The sequence below is a fragment of the Streptomyces sp. SolWspMP-5a-2 genome (assembly GCF_900091845.1).
GTDB classification, from domain to species: domain Bacteria; phylum Actinomycetota; class Actinomycetes; order Streptomycetales; family Streptomycetaceae; genus Streptomyces; species Streptomyces doudnae.
In genome coordinates this window covers 1-15,209 of record NZ_FMCI01000052.1, presented here as the reverse complement: position 1 = coordinate 15,209, position 15,209 = coordinate 1, and the positions used below count along the sequence as shown (strand labels likewise).

The 15,209-nt window shown below is 72.6% G+C and carries 13 protein-coding genes; 1 reads left to right on the top strand and 12 read right to left on the bottom strand.

Translation table 11 applies throughout. The features are described 5' to 3' along the window. Window positions 1–109: 109 nt before the first annotated feature. From GA0115242_RS05070 to GA0115242_RS05060, 3 genes are all read right to left on the bottom strand, one after another. Complete coding sequence (locus GA0115242_RS05070) at window positions 110–1,417, bottom strand: extracellular solute-binding protein (RefSeq protein ID WP_093824923.1); 1,308 nt, start codon at window positions 1,415–1,417, stop codon at window positions 110–112. Window positions 1,418–1,602: 185 nt separating this feature from the next. Next, window positions 1,603–1,887 (bottom strand): DUF3039 domain-containing protein, encoded by a 285-nt coding sequence (locus GA0115242_RS05065; protein WP_093824921.1) that lies wholly within the window; start codon window positions 1,885–1,887, stop codon window positions 1,603–1,605. 30 nt (window positions 1,888–1,917) lie between these two features. Then, window positions 1,918–2,490 (bottom strand): YqgE/AlgH family protein, encoded by a 573-nt coding sequence (locus GA0115242_RS05060; protein ID WP_093824918.1) that lies wholly within the window; start codon window positions 2,488–2,490, stop codon window positions 1,918–1,920. Window positions 2,491–2,741: 251 nt separating this feature from the next. Between GA0115242_RS05060 and murA the strand changes: the two genes are divergently transcribed. Beyond that, window positions 2,742–4,088, top strand: coding sequence for a UDP-N-acetylglucosamine 1-carboxyvinyltransferase (gene murA, locus GA0115242_RS05055; protein WP_093824916.1), 1,347 nt, complete (start codon window positions 2,742–2,744; stop codon window positions 4,086–4,088). 154 nt (window positions 4,089–4,242) lie between these two features. Here murA and GA0115242_RS05050 read toward each other — a convergent pair whose 3' ends face one another. The 9 genes from GA0115242_RS05050 to GA0115242_RS05010 all read right to left on the bottom strand — a co-directional run. Beyond that, on the bottom strand, window positions 4,243–4,524 hold the full coding sequence (locus GA0115242_RS05050) for an HU family DNA-binding protein (RefSeq protein ID WP_007382399.1): 282 nt from the start codon (window positions 4,522–4,524) through the stop codon (window positions 4,243–4,245). 318 nt (window positions 4,525–4,842) lie between these two features. Then, complete coding sequence (locus GA0115242_RS05045) at window positions 4,843–6,258, bottom strand: NAD-dependent malic enzyme (RefSeq protein ID WP_093824914.1); 1,416 nt, start codon at window positions 6,256–6,258, stop codon at window positions 4,843–4,845. Window positions 6,259–6,662: 404 nt separating this feature from the next. After that, a complete protein-coding gene (locus GA0115242_RS05040) occupies window positions 6,663–8,969 on the bottom strand; it encodes a HelD family protein (RefSeq protein ID WP_176729746.1) in 2,307 nt (768 codons plus the stop codon). Window positions 8,970–9,050: 81 nt separating this feature from the next. Next, window positions 9,051–9,812, bottom strand: coding sequence for an anti-sigma factor family protein (locus tag GA0115242_RS05035; protein ID WP_161353005.1), 762 nt, complete (start codon window positions 9,810–9,812; stop codon window positions 9,051–9,053). A 59-nt stretch (window positions 9,813–9,871) separates the two neighbouring features. Next, entirely contained in the window at window positions 9,872–10,393 is a 522-nt protein-coding gene (locus tag GA0115242_RS05030) for a sigma-70 family RNA polymerase sigma factor (protein ID WP_010039908.1), read from the bottom strand. Between the two features lie 329 nt (window positions 10,394–10,722). Further along, complete coding sequence (locus tag GA0115242_RS05025) at window positions 10,723–11,319, bottom strand: CGNR zinc finger domain-containing protein (protein WP_093824906.1); 597 nt, start codon at window positions 11,317–11,319, stop codon at window positions 10,723–10,725. Window positions 11,320–11,610: 291 nt separating this feature from the next. After that, the gene (locus tag GA0115242_RS05020) at window positions 11,611–12,843 is read right to left on the bottom strand and encodes a uroporphyrinogen-III synthase (protein ID WP_093824904.1); all 1,233 of its coding nucleotides are present in this window, start codon (window positions 12,841–12,843) and stop codon (window positions 11,611–11,613) included. Between the two features lie 197 nt (window positions 12,844–13,040). After that, window positions 13,041–13,868, bottom strand: a complete 828-nt coding sequence (locus tag GA0115242_RS05015; RefSeq protein ID WP_093824902.1) for a hypothetical protein — start codon at window positions 13,866–13,868, stop codon at window positions 13,041–13,043. 118 nt (window positions 13,869–13,986) lie between these two features. Continuing rightward, the coding region (locus tag GA0115242_RS05010) for an acyltransferase family protein (RefSeq protein WP_237548842.1) at window positions 13,987–15,209 on the bottom strand (1,223 nt) is incomplete at its 5' end.

The following is a 15,209-nucleotide window of genomic DNA, read 5'->3' as shown; positions in this document are numbered from 1 at the left end:
CCGGGGCGGCCGGGGCGGCGCGGCGGGCGGGGTGAGCTGCGCGACCGGCCGTCCGCGGGCCGGGTCCGGCCCGGGGGCGCGGCCACGGGGGTGTCGGTGGTCACCGGCGTCACCCGGCGGAGCCGAAGGCGTCGTTCATCTTCCTGGCGGCGTCGGCGGAGGCCTTCTCGACGTCCTTCTTGCCGCTGACGACCTCCTGGAGCATGGTCGGCAGGACCAGCGAGGAGTCGATCTGCGACCAGGCGGGCGAGGCGGGGACGAACTTGGTGCCCGCGGCGAGGGTGTCGGCGAACGGCTTGACGTAGGGGTGCTTGGCGGCGATCCGGTCGCGGACGTCGGTGAACGTCGGCAGGAAGCCCATGGCGTCGAACATGGCGCTCTGGGTCTTCTTCGCGGCGAGCCGTTCCATCAGGTCGACGGCGAGGGTGCGGTGCGAGGTGCTCTTGAGGACGCCGATGTTGTTGCCGCCGGCGAACGCGGGCGCGACGGAGCCGGAGGCGACGCCGGGCAGCGGCACGACCGCGTACTTGCCCTTGACCTTGCCCGCCTCGACGGCCGCGTGGCTGAAGTCGCCGCCGATCGCCATGCCCGCCTTGCCGGCCGCGAACGCGGTGACGGTGTCGTTGCCGCCCATGCCCGCGCACTTGGCGGCGGGGCAGTTGTCGTCGCCGAAGAGGCCGGTGTAGGCCTTGATGCCCTTGCGGGCGTCGGCGCTGTCGATGGCGGAGGCGTAGGAGCCGCCCTTGCCGGTGGCGAGTTCTCCGCCGTTGGCCCAGACGAACGGCATCGCGCCGTAGGTGTAGGCGCCGCCCACCACGAGGCCGTAGAGGCCGGGCTCGGCGGCGCGGATCTTGCGGGCGGTGGTGGCGAGTTCGGCCATCGACCGGGGCGCCTTCAGGCCGAGTTCCCGGAAGATGTCGGTGCGGTAGTACAGGGCGCGGACGCCGACGTAGAAGGGGACGCCGTAGACCTTGCCGTCGACGGTGACCGACTGCTTGGCGGTGGGGTCGCTGTCCTTGGCCTCGCTCCAGTCGGCGAAGTCCGCGGTGACGTCGAGGAGTCCGCCGTCGTGGACGTACCCGGCGGTGTCGGTGTTGCCGAACTCCATCACGTCGGGCGCCGAGGCGGGGTCGTTGAAGGCGGCCTTGACGCGCTGGGCGCGGGTCTCGACCGGGATGTACTCGATGGCGACCTTGGTCCCCTGGTGCGCCTTCTCGAAGTCGGCGACGACGGAGTCGGCGACCTTCTCCTTGGGCTTGTTGCCGACCTCCTGGAACAGCCACACCCGCAGGGTGCCGTCCTTCTGGTCCTTGCCGGACGAGGAGTCGGAAGAGGTCTGCGGGGCGCAGGCGGTGGCGGTGAGGGCGGCGGCGAGCAGGGCGGTCAGCAGCCCGGCGCGTCGGGGGGCGAACGTCATGGAGCGGGTCCTCCGGGGGTGCGTTGCAAGGCATGCAATGAGTGTTTCGCTCTGTACAACACCCCGGAGGCTAAGGAGTACATGAACATGCCCACAAGAGGTCTCCACCACTTCGTGACATGCGAGAGGCCCCCGGGTGCGCGCAGGCGCACCGCGGGGGCCTCGGGGAGCCCGGACGGGTGGGGTTACTTGTCGCCCTTGCCCTTGCCCTCGTCGCCGCCACCGCTCATGGACTCGTAGATCTCCTTGCACATGGGGCAGACGGGGTACTTCTTCGGGTCGCGGCCCGGCACCCACACCTTGCCGCACAGCGCCACGACGGGCGTGCCGTCGAGGGCGCTCGCCATGATCTTGTCCTTCTGGACGTAGTGGGCGAAGCGCTCGTGGTCGCCGTCGCCGTGGGACACCTGCGGCGTCGGCTCTACGAGGGTCCCCGTACCAGTCCCGCGCTCGGGCTCAAGAGTGCTCATGGGAGCCAAGGGTACTGAAGCGCGCACCCGTCAGTTGAGCGAAGGGTCGTCCGGATACGTGGCGACCATCGCCAGCTCGTTGCGCTGGCGCCGCAGCACCTCGCGCCAGAGCCGCTCCGGGGCGGGCGAGGAGACGTCCCCCGGCTCGGACTCGACGACGTACCAGGCGCCGTCGCCCAGCTCCGACTCGAGCTGCCCCGGGCCCCAGCCCGCGTACCCGGCGAAGATCCGCAGGCTGCCGAGCGCCTTGGCGAGCAGCTCGGGCGGTGCCTCCAGGTCGACCAGGCCGATCGCGCCGTGGACCCGGCGCCAGCCGAGCGGCGCCGCGGGCCCGGCCGGACCGCCCGGGATGACGGCGACCCCGAGGGCGGAGTCGAGGGAGACCGGGCCGCCCTGGAAGACGACGCCGGGCTCGCCCGCCAGTTCGGCCCAGCCCTCCAGGATGTCGCCGACGTCCACCGGGGTGGGCCGGTTGAGGACGACGCCGAGGGAGCCCTCCTCGTCGTGGTCGAGGAGGAGCACGACCGCGCGGTCGAAGTTCGGGTCCGCCAGGGCGGGCGTGGCCACGAGCAGCCGCCCTGTGAGCGAGGACACCTCGGTCATGGCAGACATGATCCCGCATCTTCGCTCCGCGTGGGGAGGCAATGGGCGTCAGGGAGTGAATGCAGCTCAGGGCGCAACGACGCGTCGCGGGCGCACGCGGCGCGCCGTGACACGACGTGTCCCCGCGCGTGCTCTGCGTGCTGTGACACAGCTATGACAGGGCCGTGCGGTCCGTGGGCTTACAGAAGGGGGGTGGGCGGCGACTACCCTTTCCCTTCTGGCCCTGCCCCACTTATCGGAACGCGAGATACATGACCGTCAACGGCTCTGATGACGTCCTGCTTGTCCACGGCGGAACCCCGCTGGAGGGCGAGATCCGGGTCCGCGGTGCGAAGAACCTCGTACCGAAGGCCATGGTCGCCGCGCTGCTCGGCAGCGGGCCGAGTCGGCTGCGCAACGTTCCGGACATCCGCGACGTGCGGGTCGTACGCGGACTGCTGCAGCTGCACGGGGTGACGGTCCGTCCGGGTGAGGAGCCGGGCGAACTCGTGATGGACCCGACGCACGTGGAGAGCGCCAACGTCGCCGACATCGACGCCCACGCGGGCTCCAGCCGGATCCCGATCCTGTTCTGCGGCCCGCTGCTGCACCGTCTCGGCCACGCCTTCATCCCCGGGCTCGGCGGCTGCGACATCGGCGGCCGGCCCATCGACTTCCACTTCGACGTGCTGCGGCAGTTCGGCGCGCGGATCGAGAAGCGCGAGGACGGGCAGTACCTGGAGGCGCCGACCCGGCTGCGCGGCACGAAGATCCGGCTGCCCTACCCGTCGGTGGGCGCGACCGAGCAGGTGCTGCTGACGGCGGTGCTCGCGGAGGGCGTCACGGAGCTGTCGAACGCGGCCGTCGAGCCGGAGATCGAGGACCTGATCTGCGTCCTCCAGAAGATGGGGTCCATCATCGCGATGGACACCGACCGCACCATCCGCATCACCGGCGTGGACAGCCTCGGCGGCTACGACCACAGCGCCCTGCCGGACCGGCTGGAGGCGGCCTCCTGGGCGTCCGCGGCGCTCGCGACCGAGGGCGACATCTTCGTCCGGGGCGCGCAGCAGCGGTCGATGATGACGTTCCTCAACACCTACCGCAAGGTGGGCGGGGCGTTCGAGATCAACGACCAGGGCATCCGCTTCTGGCACCCCGGCGGGCAGTTGAAGTCGATCGCGCTGGAGACGGACGTCCACCCGGGCTTCCAGACCGACTGGCAGCAGCCGCTGGTGGTGGCGCTCACGCAGGCCACGGGCCTGTCCATCGTCCACGAGACGGTGTACGAGTCGCGGCTCGGCTTCACCTCCGCGCTGAACCAGATGGGTGCCCACATCCAGCTGTACCGCGAGTGCCTGGGCGGCTCGGACTGCCGTTTCGGGCAGCGCAACTTCCTGCACTCCGCGGTGGTGTCGGGCCCCACCCGGCTCCAGGGCGCCGACCTGGTCATCCCCGACCTGCGCGGCGGCTTCTCCTACCTGATCGCCGCGCTCGCCGCCCAGGGCACGTCCCGGGTGCACGGCATCGACCTGATCAACCGCGGCTACGAGAACTTCATGGAGAAGCTCGTCGAGCTGGGGGCGAAGGTGGAGCTGCCGGGCAAGGCGCTCGGCTGACCACGCCCGCCCCGGCCGCGACGGCGACCGGGGCGCCCGCCGGTCTCCCGGCCGGGCGGCAACGCGTTGGGGCGGCGCCCGTAGACCGGGCGCCGCCCCATTGGCGTTCTGCGCTACGCGCCGCTCACCGTCCCGCGGTGGGCGGACGGCGAGATCACTTGCCCTTGGCGGCTTCCTTCAGCTTCGAGCCCGCGGAGACCTTGACGCTGTAGCCCGCCGGGATCTGGATCGGGTCGCCGGTCTGCGGGTTGCGCGCGGTGCGAGCGGCACGGTGGGTGCGCTCGAAGGTCAGGAAGCCGGGGATGGTCACCTTCTCGTCGCCCTTGGCGACGATCTCGCCGACGGTCTCGGCGAACGCGGCCAGAACGGCGTCGGCGTCCTTGCGGGTCACCTCGGCACGGTCGGCCAGAGCGGCCACCAGCTCACTGCGGTTCATGTTGTTACTCCCGTGTTCTTCTTGCCGTTGACGCGTGCCACGCGGCGAAGCCGCATGTATAGGCGCTGTGAAAGCCGATGCGCTCGCGCCCAGGGACGCATCCTGCCCCTACCTGCTGCGGGAAAGCCAATCCGGCACTCGTAGGAGTCGTGAGAGCACCCCTGGGGAGTCACCCGGAAGGGCCTGCGCGCGCCCGCCACCCTAGAGGGCGCTCGTCGGGGCAGGGTTCCGCGACGCGCCGTGCAGGGGCCATGGGTGGTGATGCTCACAGCCCTTGCACACTACGCCGCGCCTCTGACAACCGCTTGCCGCGGCTGCCTACTGGGCGACGCCCGCCGCCTTGGCCGCGTCCCGGACGGCGCCCGCGACGGCACCGGCGACCTTGTCGTTGAAGACGCTCGGGATGATGTAGTTCGCGTTCAGCTCGTCCTCCGTGACGACGTCCGAGAGCGCGTTCGCGGCGGCCAGCATCATGTCCGTGTTGACGGTGCGCGACTGCGCGTCGAGCAGGCCGCGGAAGACGCCGGGGAAGACCAGCACGTTGTTGATCTGGTTCGGGAAGTCGGAGCGCCCGGTGGCCACCACCGCGGCCGTCTCGCGGGCCACCGCGGGGTCGACCTCGGGGTCCGGGTTAGCGAGCGCGAACACGATGGCGCCGTCGGCCATGGCGGCGACGTCGGCGCCGTCCAGCACGTTCGGGGCGGAGACGCCGATGAAGACGTCGGCGCCGCGAACGGCTTCCTTGAGGGTGCCCGTGAGGTTCTCGGGGTTGGTGTTGTCGGCGATCCAGCGCAGCGGCGACTCGGCGGCGGCGCCGACCAGGTCCTCGCGGCCGGAGTGGACGACCCCGTGGATGTCCGCGACGACGGCGTTCTTCACCCCGGCGGCCAGCAGCAGCTTGAGGATGGCCGTACCGGCGGCGCCCGCCCCCGACATGACGACCCGGATGTTCTCGATCGCCTTGTCGGTGACGCGCAGCGCGTTCCTCAGGGCGGCGAGGACGACGATGGCGGTGCCGTGCTGGTCGTCGTGGAAGACGGGGATGTCGAGGGCCTCGCGCAGCCGGGCCTCGATCTCGAAGCAGCGGGGGGCGGAGATGTCCTCCAGGTTGATGCCCGCGAAGCCGGGGGCGATCGCCTTGACGATGGCGACGATCTCGTCGCTGTCCTGGGTGTCGAGGCAGAGCGGCCAGGCGTCGATGCCGGCGAACCGCTTGAAGAGGGCCGCCTTGCCCTCCATGACCGGCAGCGCGGCCTTGGGGCCGATGTTGCCGAGGCCGAGCACGGCGGAGCCGTCCGTCACGACCGCAACCGAGTTGCGCTTGATGGTGAGGCGGCGGGCGTCCTCGGGGTTCTCGGCGATCGCCATGCAGACGCGCGCCACGCCCGGGGTGTAGACCATCGAGAGGTCGTCGCGGTTGCGGATGGGGTGCTTGGACTGCATCTCGATCTTGCCGCCGAGGTGCATGAGGAAGGTACGGTCGGAGACCTTGCCGAGGGTCACCCCCTCGATGCCGCGCAGTTCCTCGACGATCTCGTCCGCGTGGTTGGTCGACGACGCCGCGATCGTGACGTCGATCCGGAGCTTCTCGTGGCCGGAGGCGGTGACGTCGAGGCCGGTCACCGAGCCTCCGGAGGACTCCACGGCCGTGGTGAGCTGGGAGACCGCGGTTCCGCTCGCGGGCACCTCCAGCCGGACCGTCATCGAGTAGGAGACGCTGGGCGCCGTAGCCATGGCCGACTTCCTCTGCTTTCACCGTGTAGCCGTGTCGCTCTGTATGCCGTCCGATCGTCGCACCTACCCCTGAGTACGTGGTAGCCGCCCTGGGTTGCGGACGTTTTGTTCACAGACAGAGTCGCCTTTTCGGAAAACTGTTTCCACCATACGAGATTTAGCGGGATGGCGAAAGCTTGACCGCCGACCGGACGACGAACTCGGCTGAGGGGAATTGCCTTGCGGGCATCGTTTGTTACCGTGGACGTGACACCGGCTCGATCCAAGCCCCCGGGCCCAACCTTCGTCGCTACGAGCGACCACTTGCCGCGAGGCGAGCATGGCGGGCCGGTGTCGTAGACACGAGGCCGGGGCCCGCACCGATCACACGGTGCGGGCCCCGGCCTTCTGCTGTCCCCCGGCGCTCAGTCGCGCAGCAGGTCGGGGACCCCGTCGGCGTCCGGCTCGTCGCGCTCGCCGGAGACGATCGTCAGCTGCTGGGTGGCCCGGGTCAGCGCCACGTAGAGCACCCGCAGGCCCGCCGGGGACTCGTCGGCGATCTCCGCGGGCGAGACGACGACCGTCGCGTCGTACTCCAGGCCCTTGGCCTCCAGGCTGCCCAGCGCCACCACGCGGTCGCCGAGCCCGGCCACCCAGTGGGCGGCCTCCTCGCGCCGGTTCATCGCCACGACGACGCCGACGGTGCCGTCGACCAGGCCGAGCAGCCGGGCCGCCTCCGCGCGGACCGTCTGGGCCAGCGTGCCGGACGGACCGGTGAACCGGGGGCGCACGCCGGTGGAGCGCACGGCGCGCGGGGAGACGGCGCCGGGCATCGCGAGGGCCAGCACCCGGGCCGCGAGTTCGGCGATCTCGGACGGGTTGCGGTAGTTGACGGTCAGCTCGAACCGGCGGCGCGGACGGCTGCCGAGGGCCTCGTCACGGGCCTGTGCGGCCTCGTCGACGTCGGACCAGGAGGACTGGGCCGGGTCGCCGACGACCGTCCAGGTGGCGTGCCTGCCGCGGCGGCCGATCATCCGCCACTGCATCGGGGTGACGTCCTGCGCCTCGTCGACGATGACATGGGCGTACTCGGTGCGCTCCTGGGCGAGCCGCTCGGCCCGCTCGCGCTGCGTCTCCTCGCGGACCGGCATCAGCTCCTCCAGGCCGGTGAGCTGGTCCAGCGGGTCCGCCTCGCGTCTTCTGCGCGGGCGGGCCGGGAGGCCGAGGATCGCCTCCAGCTCGTCCAGCAGGGCGATGTCGTGCACGGTGCGGCCGTCCCGGCGCAGCGAGCGGGCCACCCGGCGGACCTCGCCCGGGTTGAGGACCCGGCGGGCCCAGCGGCCCAGGCGCCGCTCGTCGGACATCGCGGTCAGGACGCCGACCGGGGTCAGCTCGGGCCACCAGGCGTCCAGGAACGCGACGAAGGAGTCCTCGCCCGTGACGTCCTCGTCGAAGGAGGAGCGCAGCTCGGCGGCCAGCTCCGGGTCGGTGTGCCGGGAACCGGCGCCCGACCGCTCCCAGAGGGCGTCCAGGAGCAGCCTGCGGGCGCGCGGGCGCAGCAGGTTGACCGGGGCGGTGCCGCCGAGGGCGCTCTGGCGGATCCGCTCCAGCTCGGGGGCCTCGAGTTCCAGCCTGCGGCCGAACGCCACCACCCGGAGCACGGCCGGGGCGTCGCCCTGCTCCAGGGCGCCGCGGGCCGCCTTGCGCAGCACCTTCAGCATTCGCGAGGAGCCCTTGGCGCGGGCGGTGGCCGGGGTGTCGTAGAGGGTGGCCGTCACGCCGTCGACCAGGGAGCCGATGGCGCGGATGGCGACCTGGCCCTCCTCGCCGAGCGAGGGCAGCACGCCCTCGGTGTACGCCACCAGGAGCGGGGTCGGGGAGACGATGAGGATGCCGCCCGCGTACCGGCGCCGGTCCTGGTAGAGCAGGTAGGCGGCGCGGTGCAGGGCGACGGCGGTCTTGCCGGTGCCGGGGCCGCCCTCGACGTAGGTCACCGAGTTCGCGGGGGCGCGGATGACGAGGTCCTGCTCGGCCTGGATGGAGGCGACGATGTCGCGCATGGTGTGGCCGCGGGCCTGGCCGAGCGCGGCCATCAGGGCGCCGTCGCCGACGACGGGCAGCTCCGTGCCGTCCAGGAAGGCCCGCAGCTCCGGGCGCATCAGGTCGTCCTCGACGCCCAGCACCCGGCGGCCCTTGGAGCGGATGACCCGGCGCCGCACCACCCGGCCGGGGTCGACCGGGGTGGAGCGGTAGAAGGGCGCGGCGGCGGGCGCCCGCCAGTCGATGACCAGCGGCGCGTACTCGGCGTCGAGGACCCCGATGCGGCCGATGTGCAGGGTCTCGGCGATGTCGGCGGTGGCGTCGTCGCGCACGGCGCCCTCGGCGGGTTCGACGGCGGTGTAGGCGCCGTCGGGGCCCTTCTTGCCGTCCTTGCCGAGCAGCAGGTCGATCCGTCCGAAGAGAAAGTCCTCGAACTCGTTGTTGAGCCGGTTGAGGTGGATGCCGGCGCGGAACACCTGGGCGTCCCGCTCGGCCAGCGCTCCCGGGGTGCCGACCTGGCCGCGCCGGGCCGCGTCGTCCATCAGGAACTCGGCCTCGTGGATCTTCTCCTCGAGACGGCGGTACACCCGGTCGAGGTGTTCCTGTTCGACGCCGATCTCCTGGTCCCGGACCGAGTCCCGGACGGAGTCCGCGACGGGTCCGACCACGGACGACTGAGCCTGAGCGGCCACCGGGCCCCCTTCTGACGTGCTGGGCAGCCGTCAACCGTACGCGAAGGGGGCCCCGGAAGCGAGATGCCCGTGCCGACGGCGCTACGCGTCGACCTGCACCAGCTTCTTCCCGGTGAACGTCATGACCTCGAAGTGGTCGATCTCGCCGGGGGTGAAGGCGGCGCCGCCCTGGACGTAGAGCGGGTTGCGGGCCTCGGCGCGGGTGGCGTTCTTGATGCCGTAGCCCCAGTTCGGGACCGACCAGGTGCTGACCGTCTCGCGCTCGCCGTTCTTGCCGACGGCGATCAGGGAGCACTTGAGCGGGCCCTTGACGTTGCCGAGCTGGAGGACCGCGTGGGTGCCCCAGGCCTTCTCCTCGGTGGCGACGGTCGCGGTGACGTGCGTCGTCGCGTCCGTGGCGGTGCTCTTGTCCGCCATCGCGGAGAACAGCTTCTGCGCGGGCGGTGCCGCGGCCTCGACGGCGCCCTTGTCGTCGGAGCCGCCGGTCGCCGCCCAGACCGCGAGCGGACCGCCGGCGATCAGGATGACGGACGCGGCGAGCCCGAAGAGGCTGCGGCGGCTGCGGGCCTTGCGCTTCTCCGTGACCTCGACGACGAGCTTCTCGGCCAGCCGCGGACCGGGCCGCGCGGAGAGGGACTCGCCGATCGCCGGGGTACCGGCACCGGGCAGGTCCGCCAGCGCGGCCAGCATCGGTTCCATCCCGGCCAGTTCGTCGAGCTGCTGCGCGCACCACTCGCATCCGGCGAGGTGCGCCTCGAAGGCGGTGGCCTCCGCGTCGTCGAGAATCCCGAGCGCGTAGGCGCCGACGGTCTCGTGTTCGTTCGGACCAGGGGATTCCTGCATGGCACCTGACATACCCGTACCACCCGTGCCGAATCCCGCGCTTCCCCCGTAGACACTCATCACGCCGTCACCCCCCGCTCCTCCAGTGCGAGCTTCATCGACCGCAGGGCATAGAAGACCCGTGACCTGACCGTGCCGCTGGGTATGCCCAGCGTCTCGGCGGCCTCGTTGACGGTACGCCCCTTGAAGTACGTCTCGACGAGCACCTCCCGGTGGGCCGGGGTCAGGTCGTCGAGCGCGTCCGACAGCGTCATCAGCCACAGCGCCTTGTCGATCTCGTCCTCCGCGGGGATGACCTCCAGCGGCGACGGATCGACCTCCTGCGGCCGGGCCTGCCGGCTGCGGTGGCCGTCGATGACGATGCGGCGCGCGACCGTCACCAGCCAGGGGCGTACCGATCCGGTCGCCCGGTTGAGCTGGCCGGCGTTCTTCCAGGCACGGATGAGCGTTTCCTGCACGACGTCCTCTGCTCGCTGCCGGTCTCCGGCGACCAGCCGAAGGACGTACGCAAGGAGGGGTCCGGCGTGTTCCCGGTACAGGGCACGCATCAGCTCCTCATCTGGTTCCGAGGGCTGGGACATGCGATGTCGGGCCCTCGATCCACGTTCATTGGCCACGACGGAATCCTTGCGCACGCCCACCTCCGATGTCCGGGGGTTCCCCCAGTCGGTCGCTCGCCGAGAGGTACGCGGGTGACGCGCGTCATGTTCAACGCGGGACGACAGTTTCCTTCGCGGTGTCATGACGAGGGGGACATGACCGCACATTCCCACCGCGCGTTCTTTACATTTCCACCACATCGAAGAGAACGCGGGGGATGCCCGGGAGGCGGCGGCGGCAAACGGAGTGTTGTCGAAATCACGTCGGCGATGTCCGGCGCTCCGGGGAACAGAAGCCGCCAACGGGACATCTAGGCGCGGGTGAGTGCCGCCCTGCGACGGTGCCTGGCGACCCTCTCGCGGTTCCCGCAGACCTCGCTGGAGCACCAGCGCCTTCTGCGGCCACGGGACGAATCGACATAAACGATCGGGCAGTTGTCCCCGGCGCACTGCCGCAGCCCGGCCCGCGCGACGGGGTCGGTGAGCAGTTCGACGGCGTCCCGCGCGATCGCGCCGAGGAGCGCGGCGCACTCCGGCGGGGCCGCCAGTTCCCGCACCAGCGCGCCGTCCTCGGCCAGCACCGCGCGGGGCGCGGGCGGCGCGGCGCGGGCCGCCTCGTTGACCCGGGCGAGGGCGCCCGCGCAGCCGGTCCTGGGTTCGGGGCCGAGCCCGCGCCGCACCAACTGGCCCACCCGCTCCCGCAGTTCCCGGAAGGCGGGCGGCCAGGAGGAGTCGACGTGGGCCAGCGAGGTGCCCGGCGGGACCAGGCCCGCGCCCGCGATCCAGGCCCGCAGCACCGGGACGGAGTCGAACCGCTCCTCGGGGTGGGTGGTCGCGAGGAGGTCGAGGCAGACCCGCCCGGCGTCGAACCGCAGCTCGTACGGTGCCGTGGCCGTACCCAGTGCCATGTGCCTGTCACCGCCCAGGAGTTGCCCGTGTCGCGTCCGCGCGTTCCCTTTACAGTGCCTTCCCCGCCACGCCCCCGGAACCCTCCAACGGGCGTGGCCCACACCACGATGGGGGTCCTCGGCCGGGGACATGGGGGTGGGGGCCGATCACGGGGGCCAGTCGTGGGGGGGGGTGAGGGGCGGCGGCAGGCGGGTCGCCGGTCGCGGGGTGCGCCGGCGGTCGCCGGACGGGACGGCGGTCGCGGGGTGCGCCGGACGTCCCCGACCGTCCCCGGGCGGGCCGGCGGTCGGTCAGCCGGCGGACGGGGTGCCGGGGGCGGGGGCGGACGGGAGGTCGCCGGTGGTCGGGGCCTGTGGGGCAGAGGGGCCGCCGGACACCTGGTCGCCGCTGTTCGCCGACGGGTCGGTCGCCAGCCGGTAGCCGCGCTTGACCACCGTACGGATCGTCTCCGGGGCGCCGAGTGCCGTCCGCAGCCGGGCCACCGCGCTCTCCACGGCGTGCTCGTCGCGCCCGGAACCCGGCAGCGCGCGCAGCAGTTCGGCCCGCGGGACCACCCAGCCGGGCCGCCGGGACAGCGCCCGCAGCAGGGACATCCCGGTCGGGGGAACGGGTTTGAGGACGCCGTCGAGGAGGACCGCGTGGCCCCGGATCTGCATCCGATGCCCGGCGGCGGTCAACTCCGTTGACCGATCGGCCAGTTCCGTGCCGACGAGCTGCACCAGCGGGCCCAGCCTGAACCGTTCGGGCTGGACGGTGTCGACGCCCCTGGCCCGCAGCGGCAGCGCGGTGACCGGACCGACGCAGACCGGCAGGACCGCGCTGCCCAGCACGCCCAGGAGTTCGGGCAGCAGCCCGCGCCGCTCGGCCCGCTCCAGCAGGGACACGGCGGCGGGCGCGCTGGTGAAGGTGAGCGCGTCCAGGCCCCGGGTGACGGTGGCGTCGAGCAGCCGGTCGAGCGGCGCGATGTCGAGGGGCGGCAGCCACCGGTACACCGGTACCGCGACGACGTCCGCGCCCCGGTCCCGCAGCGCGGCCATGAAGTCGGTCAGCGGCTCCCCGTGCAGCTGGACAGCGATCCGGCGGCCCGCGACGCCCTCGTCGAGCAGCAGGTCGAGCACCTCGGCCAGGGACTCGCCGGGCGGCGACCACCTCTCGGTCAGGCCCGCGGCCCGGATCGCGCCCTTCACCTTGGGGCCGCGGGCCAGCACCTCGGCGCCGCGCAGCCGGTCGAGGAGCGGCTCGGCCAGGCCCCAGCCCGCGGCCGCCTCCAGCCAGCCGCGGAAGCCGACGGCGGTGGTGGCGACGGCGAGGTCGGGCGGCCGCTCGACGAGGTCCGCGGTGGCGGCGCGCAGTTCGGTGTCGTCGGCGAGCGGCACGGTGCGCAGGGCGGGCGCGTGCAGGACGGTGGCGCCGCGGCGGCGCAGCAGGGCGATCTGCTCGTCGGCCCGGCGCGCGGCCGTGACGCCGACGGTGAATCCCGCGAGCGGGCCCGGGGGTTCGGGGTGCTGCTGTCCTTCGTCCATCACTCTCGTTCCGCGCGGTGGGGGGCACGGCCCTGCGCCGGTGTGCCGCAGGAGCCTGCCAACGGCGCGTGTCGGGCCGGGGTCGGCCCGGTGTCGCCGGTGTTACGCCGGGCCCGCGCGCGGCCGGGGCGCCGTCGTGGGCCGACGGTCGCCGCGGTGCCGCCAGGGGCGCCGGTCACCGACGGTATACGGCCGGATCAGCTCCGCGGGGGCGGCCCGTACGGGTTCTGCGGCGGACGGCCGTACGGCGCGGCCTGCTGCTGACCGTACGGGTCCTGCGGCGGCGGCTGACCGAACGGCGCCTGCGACTGGCCGTACGGTGCCGCCTGGACCTGACCGTACGGTGCCTGCTGCGGCTGGCCGTACGGCGCCGCCTGATACTGACCGTACGGGTTCTGCGGCTGACCGTACGGGCCCGGTGCGAGCGGGTCGCGGTGGTCCGGGGACAGGTACCTGACCCGGCCCGTGGCGTCCTGGACCGGGGTGAACCCGGCGGCGGCGAGGCGGGCGGCGAAGGACGCGTTGCGCTTGCGGGTGATGAGCAGGCCGACCCCGAGGACCGCGAGGCAGAACAGCCAGAACACCCCGGCCCCGACGAAGTCGTCCCCCGTGCCGCCCAGCCGCAGCGCGAGGATCAGCGCGCCGACGGTGACGCCGACGACCCCGTACCCCATCCGCTTCTCCGCGTTCCGGCCCGTGAGGTCGAACTGGATGCGGGCGGTGAGGAGTTCGAGGGCGGCGGGGTCCAGGGGCGGCAGCGAGACACCGTCCCCGGCGTGCGGGAACCGCGCCCAGTTCTCGGCGGCGCGGGCACGGGCCTGCGGGGAGAGGTCGGGCGCGAGCAGCAGCTTCAGCACGTTGTTGCGGGCGCCGGTGTGCCCGGAGTCGACGTACGCGTAGCCGAACTGCTCGGCGACGGCGGCGAGTCGGGCGAGCTTCTTCACCGAGGACATCGGGCTGCTCAGCTCGACGGGCCGACCGGTGGCCAACTCCCGCATCATCGACTGGATCTGACGTCTGCTCATCGCACCCGCTCCCCCGTGTCAACCGTCGTCAGCGCAGACAACGGGACAAGTTTCCCACGGGCGGGTCCGCGGAGGGACGCACGGGTCGGCGTTGCGCGCCTGCTCGGAGCACCCGGCGTCAGGCCTTGCGGCGGCTCCCGCCGCGTGCGGCCCCGTCGGGCCACAGCCGGGGGCCGCGCTTCGCGGCGAGGTCCTCGATCCAGCCGAGGGCCAGCACCGCCAGCCCGATCAGCGGCCAGACCAGCACGAACATCCAGAGGTTGTAGGTGGTGTCGAGGACGGCCGAGGCCCGGGAGTCCGCCATGAACGGCAGGTCGTAGCCGAGGTCGATGATCGGGACCGTGGCCATGATGAGGAGGTTGTGCCACAGGTAGATCGTGACGGCGCGGTTGTTGGAGAGGGTGATCAGCCTGTCCCAGCGGGCCAGCCTGCCCGGCAGCTCCCGCCAGGAGGGCGAGTACTGGAGCAGGATCACCACGAACCCGAACGACCAGGTCGCCTGGGCCAGCGGGATGTCGTTGAGGTCCCAGCCGTCGGGGCCGAGGTGCCCGGACGCCCACCAGAGGCCGAACGCCATCAGCAGCGACGAGAGGGAGACGGCGAGATAGCGCGGGATCCTCTGCAACAGGCCGTCGTGGTGGGCGAATCCGAGCACCCAGCAGCCGCCGTAGACGGCGAAGTCGGTGACCGCGTTGCCGGTCTCGCCCGGCACGGTGACCAGCCCGGTGCCGACGACGGCGGTCAGCGCGAGCGGCGCGAGGAGGGTCGCCCACGGTGCCCGGCGGAACGCCCACAGCAGCAGCGGCGAGGCGATCACGAACCACAGGTAGGCCCGCAGGTACCAGAGCGGCCCGGCCGCCTGGACCGCCCAGGTGTCCTCCAGCAGGCCGGACGTGGAGCCGATGTGCCACGGGTAGGGCGGGGCGCCGACCGGGACGAGGTAGTTGAGGAGTTCGACGACGCTCCAGGTGCCGCCGCCGAGGTCGGGGTCCTTGGTGGGGTGCCAGCCGCCCGCGAACATCATCGCGAGGGCGACCGCGCCGAAGGCCCACATCGGAGGCAGCAGACGGCGGATCCGGCCCCGGATCACCCCGGGGGCCGGCCGCTTCAGGGAGCGCGCCATCAGCGACCCGGCCAGCGCGAACATCACGCCCATGGACGGGAACAGGACGGTCAGCCAGGCCCAGCCGAAGAGGTGGTAGACGACCACCCGGACCAGCGCGACGGACCGCAGCAGGTCCAGATAGCGGTCCCGGCCCGGCTTCCGGGACGCAGACCCGGATCCGGACGCGGACCCGGGCACAGCCCCGGGCGCGGGCGCGGCCCCCGGCGCAGGCGCGG